This is a genomic window from Micromonospora parva (assembly GCF_000718515.1).
In the GTDB taxonomy this organism is placed as follows: Bacteria; Actinomycetota; Actinomycetes; order Mycobacteriales; family Micromonosporaceae; genus Micromonospora; species Micromonospora parva.
The window spans coordinates 142,741-160,955 of the sequence record NZ_JNZS01000008.1 but is presented as its reverse complement, the minus strand read 5'-3'; the positions used below and the strand labels follow the sequence as shown (position 1 = coordinate 160,955).

Genomic DNA, 18,215 nt, shown 5'->3' with positions numbered 1-18,215 from the left:
GCTCCACCCCTGGGAGGGTTGGCAAGTGCCAGCCCTGGCACGACGCGCCGCACCCCCGGCATTCGGCACCGTAAACGGTCATGACCACAGACACGGTGACAGTGACGGGGTTGCGCGCGGTGTACGGCACCGGCACCCGGCGGGTGACAGCGCTCGACGGCGTGACCACCAGCTTCGCGAGCGGCACGTTCACGGCGGTGATGGGCCCCTCCGGCTCGGGGAAGTCCACCCTGCTGCACTGCGCGGCGGGGCTGGACCGCCCGACCGAGGGGAGTGTCACGATCGACGGCACCCGCCTCGACGACCTCGACGAAGACGAGCTGACCCGGCTGCGGCGCGACCGGATCGGCTTCGTGTTCCAGGCGTTCAACCTCGTGTCCACACTGACCGCCGCGCAGAACGTCGAGTTGCCGTCGCGCCTGGCCCGTCGCCGCCCGCCGGCCGGGGACGTCACCGCCGCCCTCGACGCCGTCGGACTCGCCGACCGGGCCGGGCACCGGCCGAGTGAGCTGTCCGGCGGCGAACAGCAACGCGTCGCGGTGGCCCGAGCGTTGATCACCCGTCCGGCGGTGGTCTTCGCCGACGAACCGACCGGGGCGCTGGACAGCGCGTCCTCGCGGCAGGTGCTGCGGCTGCTGCGCGCGCTCGTTGACGACCACGGGCAGACAGTGGTGATGGTGACCCACGATCCGGCCGCCGCCGCGTACGCCGACCGGGTGCTCCTGCTCGCCGACGGCCGGGTCGTCGACGAGCTGACCGGCGGGATCACCGCCGCCGCCGTCGCGGCCCGGATCGCCGAGCGGGAGATCGTCGCGGAGTCGTCGTGCTGAGCGTCCGCCGGTCGGCCAGCGCGTTCGTGGCCGTCGCCATCGGGGTCACGCTGGTCGCGGCGGCCACCCTGCTGCTCGCCTCCGGCCGCCCGCAGGTGCCGGACCGGCTGGCACGGGCGGCGGTCGTGGTGCAGAGCCCCGAGGCGGGAGCGTCGGCCGACCAGTTCGTGCCGACCCGGCCCTGGTCCGCCACCGCCGCGGCCGGGCTCGTCGGCCGGCTGTCCGGTCTGCCGGACGTCGTGGCGGCGGTGCCGGACCGCACCTTCTACGCGCAGCCGCTCGTGGACGGCCGACCCTCGGCTGCCGACAGCGGGCGGGAGGACGCCCACCAGGGGCACGGCTGGTCCAGCGCCCAACTGGGTGGGCTGCGCCTCACGGCGGGCGAGCCACCCCGCCGGGCCGGCGAGGTGGTCGTCGACCGCGCGCTCGGGCTGCGCGTCGGCGCGCCGGTCACGGTGCTGACCGCCGTCGGCCCCGAGCCGTACACCGTCACCGGTCTGGTCGACGGGCCCGGCGTGCATGTCGCCGACGAGGTCGCCGCCGCCCTCGCACCCGGCGTCCGGGCCATCGGGCTGGTGCTCGCCCCGGGGGCCGACCCCGAGCGGGTCGCCATGGCGGCGCGCGGGGTCGTCGGCGGCGACGGGCGGGTGCTGACCGGTGCCGCGCGGGGGGTGCTGGAGCCGCCCGGCGACGCCCGTACCCGGTGGATCGGCATGCAGGTGCTCACCGCCACGGCGGCTCTCGCCGGCTTCGTCACGGTGTTCGTGGTCTCCTCGACCTTCGCGTTCACCCTCGCGCAGCGCCGCCGGGAATTGGGTCTGCTGCGCGCGGTCGGCGCCACCGGCCGCCAGGTCCGCCGCATGGTGGGCGCGGAGGCGCTCGCCGTCGGTGCCTCGGCCGGCCTGGTCGGCCTGCTGCTGGGCGCGGCGCTCGCGCCGGTGCTGGGACGGCTGCTCGTCGACGTCGGCTACGAACCGTCGACCTTCCGGGTCCGCTACGAACTCTGGCCGGTGGCGGTGTCGCTCGCCGCCGGGCCGGTGATCGCGGTGCTGGCGGTCTGGTCGGCGTCCCGCCGAGCGGCCCGGGTGCGCCCGTTGGAGGCGCTCCGCGAGGCCGCTGTGGAACAGCGGCCGATCGGCCGGCTGCGCGCCGCCACGGGGACGTTGCTCCTCGCGACGGGGGTGGCGCTCAGTGTCGGCACGGCAACCGCCGACGAGGCTCGGGTGGCGGCGCAGTACGCGCTCTACGCGGTGATGGCCCTGGTGGCCGGTGCCACAGTGCTCGCCCCGGTGGTGGTCGGGCCGCTGGTGCGGCTGCTGCGTTCCCCGGTGCGTCGCCCCGGTGGCGCGATCGGGATGCTGGTCCGGGGCGGGGCGTTGACAGCGACCCGGCGGACCGCCGCCATCGCCGCTCCGGTGCTGCTCACCGTCGCGTTCGCGGTGCTGGTCTCCGGGATGGTGCGCACCACCAGCGCCGCGTACGCGGCCGGTCGGGCGGACAACGTGAACGCCGGCTGGATCGTCGTGCCGGACCGTGCGCCCGGCCTGTCCGACCGGGCCGTCGCCGCGACCGGCGGCACCGCGCTCCTGCCCACCACCGTCTACCGCACCGACCCCGCGACGCCGCCGAAGGACCGGCCGCTGACGGCGCTGGGCGTGGAGCCGGAGGGCTTCGCCGCCGCGAACCGGGTACTCACCGTCGTCGCCGGCTCGCTGGACGACCTGACGGGCGCCGACACCGTGGTGGTCACCGCGTCGGCGAACCTGCTGCCGTCCGAGCCGTACCCGGTGGTCTTCGCCGACGGGACGTCGGTGTCGTTGCGCGTCGTCGCCGTGGTCACCGACACCTCGATCCCCGGCGACCTGCTCGTACCCCGGGCCGTGGTGCGGGCGCACGACCCGTCGGCGCTGACCTCCACCGTGTACGTGCGGGACCGGATCGATCCGCCCGTCGGCGCGCGGATCCTCGACGTCCCGGCTTGGGCGGCCGAGGCGGACGCCGCCGAGGACCGCCTCATCTGGCTCTTCACACTGCTGCTGATCGGGGTGTCGGCCGGCTACGGTGCCATCGCGGTGGCCAACACGCTGTTGCTGGCCGCCGCCGGCCGCGCCGCCGACCTGCGGCTGATCCGGATGGCCGGGGCGACCCGACGGCAGGTCATCTGGCTGGTCACCGCCGAGTCCGCACTGGTGGTGCTGATCGGCGCCCTGCTGGGTGGGGCTGTCGCGTTCGTCGGCCTGCTCAGCGTCCGTGCCGGCCTCGCCGAGCAGGTCGGTGCCCCTGTCGACCTGATGGTGCCGTGGCCGGTGGTCGCCGGGGTGGTGGGGTTGTGTCTGCTGCTCGCGGTGCTGTCGAGTGTGCTGCCGACGTGGCGGTTGCTGCGTCACCGTCCCGCCCGGTCACCGGTCGGCGGATGACCGCGCCCCCCGCGGAGCCCAGCCGGCCGTTACCGTCCATGGATGCGATCCGCGCGCCCGGTCGGGCTGTTCCTCTCCGCCGTCGCCGTGCTGCTCTGGGCGTACGGCATGACCAGGTGGCAACCGCTGACCGAGCCGCTCGGCCCGTGGTCGGAGCGCCTGCCGGGCAACAACGCCTACTGGGCGCGCGACCTGCGGTTCATGGCGATCATGGCGGTGTCGCTCGGGTTGGTGCTGGCCGGGCGCGGTCAGCTGCGGTGGGGCGGCCCGGCGGTGCTGCTGGGTGGCTGCTGGGTCGCCGCCGACGTGGCGATCGACAGGGCCGACCCGATCGGCGTCGACGCGACGGTGCTGCTCGCCGTCGGCGGTTGCACCGTGCTCGGCGTGGTCGCGGCCATTCCGCTGTGGTGGGAGCGCCGCACGTCGTCGGCGCGCGAGCCTGGCCGGCCACAGCGGGAGCGCGGCGCGCCTGCGGCCACCGACCGGCGGGTGCTGACCGGCGCGGCCTGCGTGGCCGGAGTGCTGACGCTGGTGGCCGCCGCGATGGAGTCACCGACCGACCGGGAGCCGGAGCTGAACCAGGGCGCGCTGGCCACGGCGGCGCTGCTGGTGGCCGTGGCGGTCGGCGCCGGGCTGGCGGCGGCTCCGGCCCGGACCCGGGCCCGCGTCGTGTTGGCGGCCGGCGTCACGGTGGCCGCCCTGCTCGGGGCCGGGCTGGTTCGTGCCGTCCCGCCCGGCACCCGCCTGCTGCCGGAGGCCGCGCTCGGTGCGGTGCTGCTCACCGGGGTCACCCTGCTGGCCTGGGACTGGCCGGGCGGCCGGCCGGTCTGGTGGCACCACGGGGTGGCGGCTCTCCTCGCGTTGGTGGGCCCGGTCGTGTTTCTGGTGGCCACTGCCGTCCCCATGATGATCGCGCTGCCGATCGGCGCGGCGTTCACCTCGTTGGCCGGCAACAGCCCGATCAACGCCGCCGACTCCGATCTGCTGGTCTCACTGGCCGGGCTGCTCGCCGGGCTGGGAATGGCGGTGCTGCTGGCCCGACCGAGCATCGACGACCGCCGGCAGCTCCGATAGCTCACTCCACGACCGGCAGCACGACCTCGTTGCGGCGCAGGAACCACGGCTTCCACGGCCTGTCGAAACGCGCGTACCGGATGGCACCGGTGGGTTGCAGCCCGGCCGCGGTCACCGACCGGCCGAGCATTGTCGCCCGCTGACTGAACGCCTGCTCCGTCCACCGCCCGGAGAACCGCATCGCCGCCGCCAGCCGCGCCGCCACCGGGTGGATCCGCACCCGGGCGTCCACCGGCTCGGGCAGGGTGGCGGTGGTGAAGGTGGCCGGCATGATGAACTGGATCAGGTACGCCCCCGGCGACTCGCCCTCGATCTGGATCACCGGCACGGTCATGGCGATCTTCTCCGAGCCGCCGGCCGCCTCCGTGCCGAGCGGACCCCGGGCCCGATTGGCACCGCCGATGTACGCGGCCAGCGGCCGGAACGCCTCGATCGGCGCCCGGGTGAACGACGCCTGGATCTGCATCTCGGCCACCAGGTGGGCCGGGTACCGACGCAGCTCGAACCCGGGGTGTCGGGACACCACCCGGTACGGCTGCTGTTCGGTCATCGCGCGGCTCCCAGGGTCTGCTGGGACAGACGCTACCGCCCGTCCGCGTCCCGCTCGGCCGAAGTCGGCTGCTCCGACCCGGGGGCGACGGCCCGGTTGGTCAACCGCCAGTACTGGCGCTTGTCGTCGTCGCGCAGCACCACCCCGATCAGACCCAGTTCGCGGCGCAACTCCCGGGCGTCGTCGCGGCGGTCCCGCTGGATCGCCCGTTCCCGGGCCCGTAGCAGCGCGTCCGCACCGGTCGGCAACCCGGGCAGGTCGCGCACCCACAGCCGGTACGCCGACCGGTGCGGGTCGTCGTCCGCCCAACCCCAACCGTGCTCGCGGAACGCCGCCGCGAGTGCGGCGGCGGACAGGTCCGTCGGCTCCCGAACCAGTTCCGCGCCGTCGGCGTCGAGCAGCACCAGGTGCTTGTGGGCGAGGAAGGCCACCCGGGTGTCGACCCGCGCGACGGTCCGGTTCTCGGCGGAGCGGCGCAGCCGGACCTGCGCCGCGTCGACGGTGACGATCAGCCGTTCGGCGGTGCCGATCCCGGCGATGACCAGGCCGGCCAGCACGCCCACCGCGATGGCGCCGGCGGTGGCCTGCGGCTCGGGCAGCTGGTCCAGCCACCGGACCAGGCCGCCGAACGGCACCCACGGCAGTCGGGCGAGCCAGCCCGTCGTCGCCGCCAGGAGCCAGCCGGCGCCCGCGCCGAGCAGCGGGAAGCCACCCCACAGGACGGCCAGCTCCAACGGGCCGCCGCTGACCACGGTGCGCGGACGGTAGTCGGCCGCGTCCATGGTCAGGACACCTCGCGGCGCAGCGTCCGGAACAGGCCGGCGGCCAGCGGCAGCACCATCCAGACCAGCAGGGACACCACCAGTCGTCCCCACTGCTCGCCGGTGACGTGGCTGGTGAACAACGGCTCCATGGTCCGGCTGGTGTCCAGCCAACCGGCAGCGCCGCGCAGCGGTCGGACCAGTTCGCCCAGCACCGACCAGAGGGTTGGTAGCAGCAGGTAACCGACGATGGCCAACGGCGGGTTGAGCAGCAGCAGGCCGAAGGCGGCACCCATCAGCACGCCGGCGACCTGGACGATCGCCGCGTTCACGATCAGCGCCGCGTCGACGCGCCAGGTGCCCGCGCCGCCCGTGGCGGACGCCACGAGCGTCCCGACGCTTGCGATTGCCAGGGTGACCAGCACGGAGGCGAGCGCGGCCAGCACCACCGCGATCAGCTTCGCGGCCACCACCCGCTCCCGCCGGGGCACCAGCGCGTACGTGGTGAGGGCGGTGCGCTGGGACCACTCGCTGGTGATCGACAGGATGCCCAGCACCGGCAGGAGCACGTTGACCGGCAACAGCGACGTGACGAAGAAGGTGAAGAAGGTCTGCTCGGAGTCCTCGGCGTAGATCAGCAGGAGGGTGACGATCGCGACGACGACGAGGCCGATGGTGATCAGCAGCCAGCGTCCGGCCCGGGTGTCGGCGAGCTTGCGCAGCTCCACACCGGTGAGGCGGAGCAGTGACGGCCGGCGTACCGGAGTGTGGTGCCGGGGCGCGACGAGGCCGCTGGCGGGCGCGGTGGTGGTGGTCATCGGACGGCCTCCTTGGTGGATTCGCCGGCGGTCAGGGTGAGGAAGAGTTGTTCGAGGCCGCCGCCGCTGGCGGGGCGCAGCTCGGCGAGCGCGACGCCGGCATCGGCCGCCGCCTGGCCGACCGCCTCGGCGTCGGCCTGCACCAGCAGGCCGTCGGTGCTGTCGGCGGCGGTCAGACCCGCCGTTTCCAGCGCCCGGCGCAGCGCCGCGTCGTCGCGGGCCCGGACCACCGTGCCGCCGCCGGCCAGCAGCTCGTTCTTGTCGCCCTGGGCCACGATCCGGCCACCCCCGATCACCACCAGCCGGTCCGCGACCGCCTCCACCTCGCGCAGCAGGTGGGAGGAGAGCAGCACCGTGCCGCCCCGGTCGGCGAAGTCGCGCAGCAGGCCGCGCATCCAGAAGATCCCCTCCGGGTCCAGCCCGTTGGCCGGCTCGTCGAGGATCAGCACCCGGGGGTCGCCGAGCAGCGCGTGCGCCAGCCCGAGCCGTTGGCGCATCCCCAACGAGTACGCCCGGACCCGACGCTTCGCGGCCACCGCGTTCAACCCGACCAGGTCGAGCTTCGCGGCGACCTCGCGCCGGTCCAGACCCATGGTGTACGCGGACAGCGTCAACGCCTCGCGGCCGGTGCGTCCGGCGTGCTGGGCGGAGGCGTCCAGCAGCACTCCCACCTCCCGCCCCGGGTTGGGCAGGTCCTGGTACGGGTGCCCGGCGACGGTGGCGCGGCCGGCGGTCGGCGTGGTGAGCCCGCAGATCATGCGCATGGTGGTCGACTTGCCGGCGCCGTTGGGGCCGAGGAAGCCGGTGACGGTGCCCGGCTCGCACTGGAACGACACGTCGTCCACGGCCGGGTGTGGCCCGTATCGCTTGGTGAGGTTCTCCACGGTGATCATGTCGTCGAGCGTGCCCGTGCCGCCCGGCCATCCGCTGCGGCCACCGGTCGGTGCCGCGTCGACCTTGGTCGGCGGCCGGGATCAACTTTGGTAGCTGGTCGTGCCCCCGACGGCTCCCTAGCATGGGTGCGTGACCAGCCTCGCCGTCCCGGAGCACCCCTGGCTGCTGCCGGGGGAGCTGGTGGTGCCGGCTGAGCGCGGGCGGCGGCGTCCGCGCCGCACCACCCGCGACTGGGTCGTGGACAGCCTCGCCTTCCTGCTCGGCCTGCTCTGGGTGCTGTTCGCCACGGTGGACGGGCTGTCGCCCAGCCCGGAGACGGCGATTGCGCTGCCGTACGACTGGATGGTCGGCGCGGACGCGCTGATCGGGCTGGTCTGCTGCGGGCTGCTCTGGGTGCGGCGGCGGTGGCCGCTCGGGTTGGCGGTTGCCACACTGCCGCTGAACCTGTTCTCGATGGCCGCCGCCATCCCGCTGCTGATCATCTACTTCACCGTTGTGGTGCACCGACGGACCGCCGTCGCGGTGGCGGTCACCGGTGCCGGCCTCGTCACCAACCTCGTCTTCAGCTGGACGCGGCCGGATCCGGTCATGCCGTACTGGGCCACCGTGTCGTGGGGTGTGGTGATCACTTTTGCGGTGCTCGCCTGGGGGATGTTCGTCCGGGCCCGACGGCAGTTGATCGTGTCGCTGCGGGAGCGGGCCGAACGGGCCGAAGCCGAGCAGCAGCTGCGGGTCACCCAGGCCCGCCACCTCGAACGCACCCGGATCGCCCGGGAGATGCACGACGTGCTGGCGCACCGGATCTCGCTGCTCAGCCTGCACGCGGGCGCGCTGGAGTTTCGCCCGGACGCGCCGGCCGACGAGGTGGCCCGGGCCGCCGGGGTGATCCGGGGCAGCGCGCACGCCGCCCTGCAGGACCTGCGGGAGGTGATCGGGGTGCTCCGCGCCGAGGACGACGGGGCCGGCGACGCCCCGGAGCCGCCGCAGCCGACCATCGCCGACCTGCCGGCGCTGATCGCCGAGTCGCGCTCGGCCGGGGTGCGGGTCAACGTCAGTGACAGCGTGGCAAGCCCGGGGGAGGTGCCGGCGGCGCTGGGCCGGGCCGCGTACCGGATCGTGCAGGAGGGGCTGACCAACGCTCGCAAGCACGCGGCCGGAGCGGTGGTGACCGTGGACGTGTCCGGCGGGCCGGGCACCGGGCTGAGCGTGGCGATCAGCAACAGGTGGCCGGTCGGCACACCGGAGGGCGGCACCCTGCCGGGCGCGGGCACCGGCCTGGTCGGCGTCAGCGAACGAGTCACCCTCGCCGGTGGCAGGCTCGCCTACGGGCGGGACGACAGCGGCGACTTCCGGCTGGCCGCCTGGCTGCCGTGGTCGGCGTGACCAGCCCTGCCGGCGCAGCCGGACCGCCGGACGCGAGCGGGCCGGCCGGCGCGGCCGCGCCGCCGGTGCGCGTGTTGATCGTGGACGACGACGCGCTGGTCCGCGCCGGGCTCTCGATGATCCTCGGCGGCCTGCCGGACCTGACAGTGGTCGGCGAGGCGACCGACGGTGGCGAGGTCCCGGCGGCCGTCGCCGCGTACACCCCGGACGTGGTGCTGATGGACATCCGGATGCCCCGGGTCGACGGGCTGACCGCCACCGAGGCGCTGCGTGCCCAGCCGCACCCGCCGGAGGTGCTGGTGCTGACCACCTTCGACGCCGACGAGCAGGTGCTGCGGGCGCTCCGCGCCGGGGCTGCCGGTTTCCTGCTGAAGGACACCCCACCGGCGGAGATCGTGCACGCCGTACGCCGGGTCGCGGCGGGCGAGGCGACCCTGTCCCCGACGGTGACCCGCACGTTGATCGCCCACGTGACCGCCACCGCTCCCGGCCCGGTCGGCCCGGACCCGCGCCGGGAACGGGCGCTGCGGCTGCTCAACGCGCTCAGCGAGCGGGAGCGGCAGGTGGCGGTAGCGCTGGGGCGGGGTCACACCAACGCGGAGATCGCGGGGGAGTTGTTCATGAGCGTGGCGACGGTGAAGGCGTACGTCTCCCGGCTGCTGACCCGCCTGGAGCTGAACAACCGGGTCCAGGTGGCGCTGCTCGTGCACGACGCCGGCCTGGTCTGACGGCCCGTTCCTCGGGCGAATCTGCTTACCGGGTACCGGAATTGAACTTTCGGCCAGTGCCCGCCGTACTCCTGACCGAGGATGTCGGTGCGGTGGGTCCGCCGTACCGCTGCCGAACTGCGGGAGGCCTGCCGTGCGAGTTGGTGAGCAGTCGACGGATCCCATCGACCAGGTGCTGGGTGAGGTGCCGATGCCGACACCGCTGACCCCCGAGGATGTCCGGCTCGCGGTTCGGGCGGTGGTCGTGCACACCGCCGAGGAGTGGCCGACCGGGCCGCTGTGCCGCAACGACGGTGCCTCCTATCCGTGCCGCTTGCATCGGTGGGGGCGGCGGGTGTTGGAGGCACACGGGCTCAACGAGCGGCAGATCGAGGCGTTGATCCGGCATGGCAATCCGTTCGTGCACGTACCCTTCCCGTTCACGGCGACCGGGCCGTCGCGGCAGCAGGCCGCGCGGGTCGTCCCCCAGGGCGTACGGCCCACCGCTGCTGGCCGGCCGGTGACTCCCCCCGTCACCGCGCCGCGCTGGCCCCGGGCGAGCTGAGCGCGCTACCCCCTCCGCCCACCCCGACCCGGGGCGACACGACGTCGGCCCGACGCGGAGATTCCCCCTCCGCGTCGGGCCGACGCCGCTCTGGGCGGGCGACTCAGTTACCGACCCCGCAGTCCGGGGCGGACCAGCTCGTGGTGTTCGAGCTGCGGTCGCTGTTGTTCTCCCGACGCGAGTCGACGTGCACGTGGTCGTCGTGGTCGGGGTAGCCCGGTCCGTAGAGCCCACTGAATCCGTTGTTGCGGGCGTTGCGGGCGATCTGGCACAGCGAGGACGTCCGTGAGGTCACGTCGGCCGCGTTGCCGTACAGGTGTTGACTGTCGGACGCGCCACCGACCTGGTTGTTGCAGGCGCGACTGCGGAAGCCGCTGGACACGTAGAGCGGCTTGTCACCGAGGCCCTTGCGCAGCGCCTCCAGCTTCCACATGGTGCGCAGCGCGTTCTGCTTGGTCTGGCTCGCCGACAGCGGGCCGCCGCTCCACCCGCTCCCGCCGCACCCGTTGTCCAGCTCGCTGTAGCTGAAGTGGGCGGGCGTGCAGTCGTTGTCCTGGAGTTGGTACAGCTTGGCGAAGGTCTGCGGGCCGGCGATGCCGTCGGCGCGCAGCCCGTACGCCTGCTGGAACCGCTTGACCGCGGCGGCGGTCTTGGGCCCGTAGCGGCCGTCGTTCTCCACGATGTCCCGGTAGCCGGCCCACCCGGCGACCCGGATCTGCAACTGCCGGACGTCGTTGCCGGAGCGGCCCTGGGTCAGGGTGCGGTTCCAGGTGTAACAGCCGTCCGCGTGCGCCGCCGGTGCGGCGACCACCGTGGCGATTGCGGCCCCGGGCAGTGCCAGGGCGAATGCGACGGCGGCACGCTTCAAGGTGTTTACGCGCACAGAAGTCCTCCCGATAGGAGAGCGAATGGGGTGGCTCCGGGACATCGACCGAGAAGTCCCGTGATTTCCACCCTCGCACTGATCCGTGCCGTTGGCGGCGATTAACGAGAATCGTGCTCACAATCCGCTGTCCCTGGGTATTGCCTGGGAATTCAGCTGATTTGCGAAACAGCCATTTCCCACCGATCGGCCTTTCTGCGGCCAAGCACACCGAACGTCGCGTTCCGCCACACCGAGGGTGATGTTCCCAGGGTGGCGGCGGCCGGTAACGTCAGCCCGGGCGGCGGACTGGCGGAGGTGCGCGTGGCACGCGGTGGCGTCTTCTGTGTCGAGGGTCAGTGGCACCGGGACCTCAACGAGCGGGGCTCGGTGCTGCCCACCCTGGAGCTGCTGGAGCGGCTGGGCAAGATCCGCTTCATCCACAAGGACGCGGCCACCCGCGACGAGCTGTTCTACTTCCTGGACCGCTGGCTGCTCAAGCAGTACGCCGACCACCGGGTCGGCTTCTTCGCCATGCACGGCGAGCCGAGCCGGCTCTGCCTCACCGACTGGCAGTCGGTCGAGTTGAACGAGGTGGCCGAGCTGATGGCCGGCCGCGCCGAGGGCCGGCGACTCTATTTCGGCAGCTGCTCGGTGCTGCGCGCCTCGGACGCGGTGCTGCGCGAGTTCCTGGAGGTCACCGGAGCCGCGCTGATCTGCGGTTTCACCCGGGAAGTCGACTGGGTCGAATCGGCGGCCTTCGAAACGGTTCTGCTCGACGTGCTCGCCAACGGCCAGCGGCACAACGCCGCCGAGCTGCGAATGGGCTCCGCCCACTGGGCGCCGCTCGCGTCGTACCTCGGTTTCCGGGTGATCTACGCCAACGGTCGGGCCTGGCGTCCGTCCGGTCGTCCCCGGGTGCCCACCCAGGCGGTGCACCGCTCCCCGGCCCGACCCCGCTGACCCGCCGCCGTCGCCGCGCCCGGCCCCTGGTAGGAACGGGGAATGGCACGCAGCATCGCAACGAACACCCGGGTCGACCGGGACGGCCTGCTCGACTTCCTCCGGCCGCGGCACCGCGTCCTGCTGATGACCACCCGGGCCGACGGGCGCCCGCAGTCCTCCCCGGTCTCCGCCGGGGTCGACGGGCAGGGGCGGTTGGTCGTGTCCACCTACCCCGAGCGGGCCAAGGTGACCAACATCCGCCGCGACCCCCGGGTCTCGGCCTGCGTGCTCAGCGACGACTGGAACGGCCCGTGGGTGCAGATCGACGGCACCGCCGAGGTGCTGGACCTGCCCGAGGCGCTGGATCCGCTGGTGGAGTACTTCCGCAGCATCTCCGGCGAACACCCGGACTGGGACGACTACCGGGCGGCGATGGTGCGCCAGGGCAAGTCGCTGATCCGGGTCACCATCGACGCCTGGGGTCCGATCGCCACCGGTGGCTTCCCGGCCCGCCTCGCCGACTGAGCACCGCCGGACGGCACCCCGGTCAGTACGCGACGGTGAAGCGGGCGTTCCGGTGTCGTGGCTGTTCGATCTCGTCGACGATCGCCACCGCCAGGTCCTCGTAGGTGAGCACCGAACGGCCCTGCCTGTCGGTGACCGGCTGGTCGGTGCCGGTGCGGTAGTGCCCGGTGCGGGCGCCGGGGTGGAACTCCAGCGGGGGCGGCGAGACGTACGTCCAGGTCACCCCGTCGGCGGCGGTGCGGTAGTAGTCCAGCGCCTCCGCCTGGCCCAGCGCCGCGTCCCGGTACTCGGCCGGGAAGTCCGGCTCGTCGAGGATGCGGGTGCCGCCCGGGGTGAGCAGGGTGGACCCGCCGCCCAAGTGGATGATCCGCGGTGCGGCCGCCATCCCGCGCAGTGCGGTCACCAGGTTCTCCGCCGCGTCGCGCCACAGCTCGCGTTCGCCGCCGCCGATCGCCACGACCAGCGCGTCGGCGTCCGGGGCCAGCTCCCGCACACTCCGCTGGCTGGTCGCGTCGCCGGTGACCGTCCGCACCCCGGCCGGCAGGTACGAGGTGGCCTCCGGGCGGCGGACGGCGGCGATCACCCGATGCCCCCGGTCGGCCGCCTCGGCGACGACCCGCGAACCGGCGGTGCCGCCCGCGCCAAACACGACGATGGTGCTCACCGGCTCAGGTTAGGCAGTGGGCCGACTCGGCGTCGGTGGAACGGCGAACCGTCAGTCGACCAGGGCGGCGTAGACGAGCTGGCGCAGCTGGGAGCGCAACGGGTAGGTGCTCGACGGCATCAGCTGGGTGAACAGCAGGGCAGTGATCTCCTCCGCCGGGTCGACCCAGAACGCGGTGCTGGCCACTCCGCCCCAGTAGTACTCGCCGACGCTGCTCGGCAACCGGCTGGGGATCGGGTCGTCGACCACCGCGAAGCCGAGGCCGAACCCGATCCCGTCCAGGGTGGTCTCGGCGAAGCCGCCGGTGGACAGGGTGCCCAGGTCCTGACCGCCGGGCAGGTGGTTGCGGGTCATGAGCCGCACCGTGCGCGGTCCGAGCAGCCGGACGCCGTCCAGCTCCCCGCCGCGCAGCAGCAGCGAGGTGAAGCGGTGGTAGTCGGCCGCGCTGGAGATCAGACCACCGCCGCCGGAGAGCAACGCCGGCTTGCGGAACGCCAGCGACCCGAGGCTGTCGTAGCGGACAGCCCGGCCGCTGCGCGGATCCGGTACGTAGAGCGCGGCCAGCCGCTCGGTCTCGTCGCCCTCCACCCACCAGCGGGTGTCGGTCATGCCCAGCGGGTTGAAGATCCGGTCCGCGAAGAACGCGTCGAGGCTCTGCCCGGAGATCACCTCGACGAGTCGGCCGAGCACGTCTGTGGCGACGGAGTAGCCCCACGCCGTGCCGGGCTGGAACAGCAGCGGCAGCTCGCCGAAGGTCGCGCTGGCGGTGGCCAGGTCCACGTCCGCCGGCGGGTACAGGTCGTAGCCGGCGGCCCGGTAGAGCCCGTCGACCACCGAGGTCTGCAGGAAGCCGTACGTCAGGCCGGCCGTGTGGGTGAGCAGGTGCCAGACCCGGATCGGCTCGACCGCCGGCACGGTGTACGGCTTGAGCGTCGACCCCTTGGAGTAGACGCGCAGGTCGGCGAACTCGGGCAGCCAGCGGCTGATCTCGTCGGTCAGCTCGAACCGGCCCTCCTCCCACAGCATCATCGCCGCGACCGAGGTGACCGGCTTGGTCATCGAGTAGATCCGCCACAGGGTGTCGGCCTCGACCGGCGCGCCCGACTCCCGGTCGCGCAGCCCGTACGTCGAGGAGTGCGCCACCTCGCCGCGGCGGGTGACCACCACCTGCCAGCCGGACAGCCGGCCGTCGTCGACGTACCTGCCGAAGTGCTCGTCGATCCGCGCCAGCCGCGCCGGGTCGAAACCGATCTGATCCGGGTCCATGCTCCGAGCCACACTCACGCCGCCGAACCTACTCGCCGGTACACCGGCGTCGGAAGGGGGCCGGCGCCGGCCCGCCGTCCGTCGGCCGTCGGCGGTGCCCACTAGCCTGGCCGGATGCCGGAGTTGACCGAGGACGTGACCTTCCGCAACGACGACTGGTACGGCGAGGAGCTGACCGACCGGCACTTCGTGGGTTGCGAGTTCTTCGGGGTGGACCTGACCGAGGCGGTGAGCAGAGGCGCCGTCTTCACCGGGTGCACGTTCGGCAACGTGGCGTTCAACTCCTCCCGGCATGTCGACTCCGCCTTCACCCGGTGCGTCTTTCGGCGGTGCAACTTCTTCGAGGCCGAGTTCACGGGCTGCAAGCTGGTCGGCAGCACCTTCAGCGAATGTGATCTGCGTCCGTTGACGGTGGACGGCGGTGACTGGTCCTTCGCCGCGCTGCCGGGCGCCGACCTGCGCGGCGTTCGGCTGACCGGGGTGCGCATGCGCGAGGTGGACCTCACCAGGGCCAATCTGACCGGTGCCTCCGTCACGGGCGTCGATCTTTCCGGCGCCCAGCTGACCAATGTCCGGCTCGGCGGCGCCGACCTGCGGGGCAGCGATCTCACCGCGCTCGACCCGACGGTCGTCGAACGGGCCGGTGCCATCATCGACGTCGAGCAGGCCGTGACCATCGCGCAGCTGCTCGGTTTCCGGATCGGCTGACGCGTAAGGCGGTCGTGGGCTGCCGAAGTGTCAGTCCGGGCGGGCCAGGTTGTCCGACAGCGTCCCGTTGTGGGCTGGACACGTCCGGCAGTCCGGATCTAGCGTGTCGTCCACGCCCGTGTAAACGTGAATCGGCCCACAGTGGACGGTGTGGTCCGCTGCGGTCCAGGACGGCCGGGCGGTGGAGTTGGAGGGGTCGGTGGCGGACGAAGACCGCACGCGGGCTGGTTCGAGGGCTGGCGACGCGCCGCCGAGGCACCGTCCGCGTGCCACGACCGCCGGATTCACCCGCAGCGTGCTGCGCCGCGCCCGGCAGCGGCGGCGCTTTGTGGTTCAGGGAGCCGCCGTACTCGTCGGCCTGGTGCTGTTGATCTCGTACCTCAGCTTCTGGTCCGGGCCCGAGCCGGACGACCAGGTGGGTCTGGGCGGCGGGTCCGCCGGGACCGGCCGTTCCCCAGTTCTCCCGGCCGCCGACGGGCGCACCGGTGAGGCGGGGCCGGCCACCCCCGGTCTGCGCCCGCGCCAGCGCCCGCCCTCGCCGGACCCGACACCGTCGACCAGCCCGCCCGCCCCGCCGCCACCACCGGCCAAGCCCGGTGCGCCGGCGCTGTCGGTGAGCCGGGAGGAGATGCCCGCCGCCGTCGACCTCACCGCCGTGGGCACCCGGGACTGGGTGCACTGGGGGGAGGACGGCGGCAGGTCGACGATCCGCAAGCGCTCCGGCTCCGGCGAGATCATCGACGGGGGAGGCGCCGGCAGGCGGGTCGGCTGGGACGGCAACCAGGAGTACGTGCGCTGGTCCGACGGCACACCGAACCGCTCGACGAACGGCACCTCCAACGGTGTCTACACCTGCGGTGCCGGCAACGGCTTCAGTCTCGCCGTCGCGGGCAGCGGCGGGCCGCGCACGGTCCAGCTGTACGGCGGCATCTGGATGGCACGCGGGCGGCTGGAAGCGCGGCTGTCCACCGGCGGGCCCGCCAGCACCGCGCGACTGGAAGATCCCTACACCAGTCAGAGCGCCCAGTTCACCATCCGCTTCACCCTGCCGAAGGGTGCTCGACTCTTGCTGAAGTGGACCGTCGAGAAGGTCTTCACGCAGCACTGCGGAAACGTCGGCCTCCAGGCCGTGGCGGTGCGCTGACTGACCGATCCATCGTCGCGCGGGCGGCGGCGGGACAGTTTGTCCGTCGCGGAGCGTCGAATGCGACGTAACTTTCTGCTGTCCCCATCCGACCATCCAGTGTGGAGGCAGCGGAAATGAGCAGCAGCACCGCCCACCGCGTCCGTCGTGCCGCTTCGTCCGGCACCGGTGAAGCGTCCGGGGAGGTTCTTCGCGACATTCCCCTGCCGCCGTACGTGACGGGCGAGGACACCCAGTTCGCCGTGCGGGCGGTGGTGGTGCACGCCCCCCGGCGGTGGTCCGGGGGTGTGGTCTGCCGCAACGATGCCAGCCCACACCCGTGCCGCCTGCACCGCTGGGGCACCCGGGTGCTGGCACTGCGCGGGCTGCGGGCCGCTGAGATCGCCGCGCTCATCGAGCGGGGCGACCCGACGGCGGTGGTCCCCCCACCGGACCGTCCGGCCTGAGCGCTCGCCGGGCCGGGAGGCGCGTCCGCGCCTCCCGGCCGTCGCTCAGCAGGTGATCGGTTTCACCCAGGCGCACTCGACGCCCTCCGGGGTGCGCGGCGTCTCCGGCACCGCCGGCGCTGCCACCCGGGCCGTCGACGTCTGTCCCTCGCGGAAGCCGGCCAGCGTTACGGCGATCTGGTCCTCCAGCGACTTCACCGACGCCGTCAGGTAGTTGTTCAGCAGGATGGAGAACGCCAGCAGCCGACCGTCGGCGCTGGTGACGTACCCGGAGAGCCCGGAGACACCGGTCAGGCTGCCGGTCTTGGCGTGCACGTTGCCCGCCGCCGGGGTGCCGGCCATCCGGCTGCGCAGGGTGCCACCGACGAACCGCTCGGGCTGGCCGGCGATCGGCAGCGCCGCGTACCAGGTGGCGAACCACGGTTCGGCGCGGACGGCGCTGAGCAGGTCGACGAACTCCGTCGCCGGGACGAGGTTGCGCCGGGACAACCCCGAGCCGTCCCGCTGGCGCAGCTTCCCGGTGTCCATCCCGGTGTCGGCGACGTACTCGCTGATCGCGGTGAGGCCGGCCGTCCACGTTCCCGAGCCGGAGAGCACCCGACCGATCTCCTTGGTCAACACCTCGGCGTGCCCGTTGTTGGAGAGCTTGAGGAACGGTGTCATCAGCTCGCCCAGGCTCATCGAGTCGTGTCGCGCCACCGGGTCGGCCGTCTCCGGGGTGGGCTGGCCGAGCACGGTCCGGCCGAGCACCCGGACGCCGTGTCGGTGCAGCGCCGTCCGAAACACGTCGGCCGCGTAGCCGGTGGGTTCCCAGACGGTGACCCAGTCGCTGGCCGGCTCGTCGCCGAGGGCGATCTGACCGGTCACCACGACGGTGTTGCCACCGTGTTCGCGCTCGATCGAGATGGAGGTCTCGCCGCTGCTGACCGTCTCGGCGCGGTTGTCGACCCGGACGTATCCGGTGGCGGGGGTGGTGGTTACCACCGGCGGGGCGCCGGCCCGGTCGGCCGGCGCGGCGTGCACGATCACCGTGCCCGCGTCGTAGTCGGTGTCCGGGGCGACGGTCAGCGCGGAGACGGGGGCGGCGTAGTAGTAGGGCTCGTCGTCCCAGGTCCAGTCGGGGCCGAGCCGGGTGCTGTCGTAGCGGGTGTCGTCGGCGACCAGGTTGCCGGTGACCACCCGTACGCCGTCGGCGGCGACCTGCGCGGCGAGCGCGTCGTAGTCGGCGGCGAGCATTGTCGGGTCGCCTCCGCCGTGCAGGTAGAGGTTGCCGGAGAGCAGGCCCGCGCGACGCTTGCCGCTGGCGCGGACGTCGGTGGTGAAGCGGTGGCCGGGGCCGAGCAGCTCAAGGGCCGCGGTCGAGGTCAGCAGCTTGGTGTTGGACGCCGGAATCAGCCGGCGGTCGCCGTTGCGGTCGTAGAGCGTCTGCCCCGTGCTGGTGTCGACCACGACCACCGAGGCCTGCGCGCCGCTCAGCCGGCTGTCGGCGAGGATCGTGTCGATGGTGGCGCGCAGCTGGGTCGTCGCGGGGGTGGGCGACTCGGCTGTGGCGCCGGGCGCGGCGGCGGTGGCCGCGGTGGCGACCAGCGCCAGCAGCGCGAGGGCCCGGGGAAAGTGACGACGATGCATGTGCTGATGCTGCCACGGAGATATTCG

The 18,215-nt window shown here is 73.3% G+C and carries 19 protein-coding genes; 11 read left to right on the top strand and 8 right to left on the bottom strand.

Annotated features, from left to right (window positions below):
- The first annotated feature begins 80 nt into the window (after nt 1–80).
- From IF22_RS0112255 to IF22_RS33735, 3 genes are read left to right on the top strand one after another with little or no spacing between them, the layout of a single operon-like run.
- A complete protein-coding gene (locus IF22_RS0112255) occupies nt 81–830 on the top strand; it encodes an ABC transporter ATP-binding protein (RefSeq protein WP_030331353.1) in 750 nt (249 codons plus the stop codon).
- Nucleotides 824–3,247 carry an ABC transporter permease gene (locus IF22_RS0112250; protein ID WP_036411335.1) on the top strand — a complete coding sequence of 808 codons (2,424 nt, stop codon included), beginning with the start codon at nt 824–826 and terminating at the stop codon, nt 3,245–3,247. Before IF22_RS0112255 ends, IF22_RS0112250 begins: the two co-directional genes overlap by 7 nt.
- A 42-nt stretch (nt 3,248–3,289) precedes the next feature.
- The gene (locus IF22_RS33735) at nt 3,290–4,321 is read left to right on the top strand and encodes a hypothetical protein (RefSeq protein WP_030331349.1); all 1,032 of its coding nucleotides are present in this window, start codon (nt 3,290–3,292) and stop codon (nt 4,319–4,321) included.
- A gap of 1 nt (nt 4,322) precedes the next feature.
- Here the strand turns inward: IF22_RS33735 and IF22_RS0112240 are convergent, their stop codons facing one another.
- Genes IF22_RS0112240 through IF22_RS0112225 form a run of 4 tightly spaced genes read right to left on the bottom strand, consistent with a single transcriptional unit; the run spans nt 4,323 to nt 7,343 of the window.
- Nucleotides 4,323–4,871 (bottom strand): SOUL family heme-binding protein, encoded by a 549-nt coding sequence (locus tag IF22_RS0112240; RefSeq protein ID WP_030331347.1) that lies wholly within the window; start codon nt 4,869–4,871, stop codon nt 4,323–4,325.
- A gap of 32 nt (nt 4,872–4,903) precedes the next feature.
- Nucleotides 4,904–5,653, bottom strand: coding sequence for a YqeB family protein (locus IF22_RS0112235; RefSeq protein WP_030331345.1), 750 nt, complete (start codon nt 5,651–5,653; stop codon nt 4,904–4,906).
- A 2-nt stretch (nt 5,654–5,655) separates the two neighbouring features.
- Nucleotides 5,656–6,450 carry an ABC transporter permease gene (locus IF22_RS0112230; RefSeq protein WP_030331343.1) on the bottom strand — a complete coding sequence of 265 codons (795 nt, stop codon included), beginning with the start codon at nt 6,448–6,450 and terminating at the stop codon, nt 5,656–5,658.
- Entirely contained in the window at nt 6,447–7,343 is an 897-nt protein-coding gene (locus tag IF22_RS0112225; RefSeq protein ID WP_030331341.1) for an ABC transporter ATP-binding protein, read from the bottom strand. The genes IF22_RS0112230 and IF22_RS0112225 overlap by 4 nt, the downstream gene beginning before the upstream one ends.
- 130 nt (nt 7,344–7,473) lie before the next feature.
- Between IF22_RS0112225 and IF22_RS0112220 the strand changes: the two genes are divergently transcribed.
- The 3 genes from IF22_RS0112220 (at nt 7,474) to IF22_RS0112210 (ending at nt 9,999) form a co-directional block, all read left to right on the top strand.
- Nucleotides 7,474–8,727: a sensor histidine kinase gene (locus IF22_RS0112220; protein WP_030331339.1), complete on the top strand. Its 1,254-nt coding sequence runs from the start codon at nt 7,474–7,476 to the stop codon at nt 8,725–8,727.
- Nucleotides 8,706–9,455, top strand: a complete 750-nt coding sequence (locus tag IF22_RS0112215; RefSeq protein ID WP_030331337.1) for a response regulator transcription factor — start codon at nt 8,706–8,708, stop codon at nt 9,453–9,455. Before IF22_RS0112220 ends, IF22_RS0112215 begins: the two co-directional genes overlap by 22 nt.
- Before the next feature lie 133 nt (nt 9,456–9,588).
- The gene (locus IF22_RS0112210) at nt 9,589–9,999 is read left to right on the top strand and encodes a hypothetical protein (RefSeq protein WP_030331335.1); all 411 of its coding nucleotides are present in this window, start codon (nt 9,589–9,591) and stop codon (nt 9,997–9,999) included.
- 103 nt (nt 10,000–10,102) lie between these two features.
- Here the strand turns inward: IF22_RS0112210 and IF22_RS0112205 are convergent, their stop codons facing one another.
- On the bottom strand, nt 10,103–10,882 hold the full coding sequence (locus tag IF22_RS0112205) for a D-Ala-D-Ala carboxypeptidase family metallohydrolase (RefSeq protein WP_030331333.1): 780 nt from the start codon (nt 10,880–10,882) through the stop codon (nt 10,103–10,105).
- A gap of 303 nt (nt 10,883–11,185) precedes the next feature.
- Here IF22_RS0112205 and IF22_RS0112200 point away from each other — a divergent pair, with 303 nt between their 5' ends.
- Nucleotides 11,186–11,824, top strand: a complete 639-nt coding sequence (locus IF22_RS0112200; RefSeq protein WP_030331331.1) for a DUF6642 family protein — start codon at nt 11,186–11,188, stop codon at nt 11,822–11,824.
- Between the two features lie 42 nt (nt 11,825–11,866).
- Entirely contained in the window at nt 11,867–12,331 is a 465-nt protein-coding gene (locus IF22_RS0112195) for a PPOX class F420-dependent oxidoreductase (protein WP_030331329.1), read from the top strand.
- A gap of 22 nt (nt 12,332–12,353) precedes the next feature.
- Here IF22_RS0112195 and IF22_RS0112190 read toward each other — a convergent pair whose 3' ends face one another.
- Both IF22_RS0112190 and IF22_RS0112185 read right to left on the bottom strand, forming a co-directional pair.
- A complete protein-coding gene (locus IF22_RS0112190) occupies nt 12,354–12,995 on the bottom strand; it encodes an NAD(P)-dependent oxidoreductase (protein ID WP_030331327.1) in 642 nt (213 codons plus the stop codon).
- Between the two features lie 51 nt (nt 12,996–13,046).
- The gene (locus tag IF22_RS0112185) at nt 13,047–14,279 is read right to left on the bottom strand and encodes a serine hydrolase domain-containing protein (protein ID WP_030331325.1); all 1,233 of its coding nucleotides are present in this window, start codon (nt 14,277–14,279) and stop codon (nt 13,047–13,049) included.
- 96 nt (nt 14,280–14,375) lie between these two features.
- On the opposite strand from IF22_RS0112185, the gene IF22_RS0112180 reads away from it, so the two are divergent.
- From IF22_RS0112180 to IF22_RS0112170, 3 genes are all read left to right on the top strand, one after another.
- The gene (locus IF22_RS0112180) at nt 14,376–14,969 is read left to right on the top strand and encodes a pentapeptide repeat-containing protein (RefSeq protein ID WP_030331323.1); all 594 of its coding nucleotides are present in this window, start codon (nt 14,376–14,378) and stop codon (nt 14,967–14,969) included.
- Nucleotides 14,970–15,117: 148 nt separating this feature from the next.
- On the top strand, nt 15,118–16,113 hold the full coding sequence (locus IF22_RS0112175; RefSeq protein WP_245233613.1) for a hypothetical protein: 996 nt from the start codon (nt 15,118–15,120) through the stop codon (nt 16,111–16,113).
- 116 nt (nt 16,114–16,229) lie between these two features.
- Complete coding sequence (locus tag IF22_RS0112170) at nt 16,230–16,559, top strand: hypothetical protein (RefSeq protein ID WP_030331319.1); 330 nt, start codon at nt 16,230–16,232, stop codon at nt 16,557–16,559.
- A gap of 45 nt (nt 16,560–16,604) precedes the next feature.
- Here the strand turns inward: IF22_RS0112170 and dacB are convergent, their stop codons facing one another.
- A complete protein-coding gene (gene dacB / locus IF22_RS0112165; RefSeq protein WP_030331317.1) occupies nt 16,605–18,188 on the bottom strand; it encodes a D-alanyl-D-alanine carboxypeptidase/D-alanyl-D-alanine endopeptidase in 1,584 nt (527 codons plus the stop codon).
- Nucleotides 18,189–18,215: the final 27 nt, after the last annotated feature.

Bases quoted from the DNA above. Each gene is read 5' to 3' on its own strand.
- IF22_RS33735 (WP_030331349.1), top strand. From the start codon at position 3,290: ATGCGATCCGCGCGCCCGGTCGGGCTGTTCCTCTCCGCCGTCGCCGTG.
- IF22_RS0112195 (WP_030331329.1), top strand. From the start codon at position 11,867: ATGGCACGCAGCATCGCAACGAACACCCGGGTCGACCGGGACGGCCTG.
- IF22_RS0112235 (WP_030331345.1), bottom strand. From the start codon at position 5,653: ATGGACGCGGCCGACTACCGTCCGCGCACCGTGGTCAGCGGCGGCCCG.
- IF22_RS0112230 (WP_030331343.1), bottom strand. From the start codon at position 6,450: ATGACCACCACCACCGCGCCCGCCAGCGGCCTCGTCGCGCCCCGGCAC.
- IF22_RS0112180 (WP_030331323.1), top strand. From the start codon at position 14,376: ATGCCGGAGTTGACCGAGGACGTGACCTTCCGCAACGACGACTGGTAC.
- IF22_RS0112240 (WP_030331347.1), bottom strand. From the start codon at position 4,871: ATGACCGAACAGCAGCCGTACCGGGTGGTGTCCCGACACCCCGGGTTC.
- dacB (WP_030331317.1), bottom strand. From the start codon at position 18,188: ATGCATCGTCGTCACTTTCCCCGGGCCCTCGCGCTGCTGGCGCTGGTC.
- IF22_RS0112225 (WP_030331341.1), bottom strand. From the start codon at position 7,343: ATGATCACCGTGGAGAACCTCACCAAGCGATACGGGCCACACCCGGCC.
- IF22_RS0112170 (WP_030331319.1), top strand. From the start codon at position 16,230: ATGAGCAGCAGCACCGCCCACCGCGTCCGTCGTGCCGCTTCGTCCGGC.
- IF22_RS0112255 (WP_030331353.1), top strand. From the start codon at position 81: ATGACCACAGACACGGTGACAGTGACGGGGTTGCGCGCGGTGTACGGC.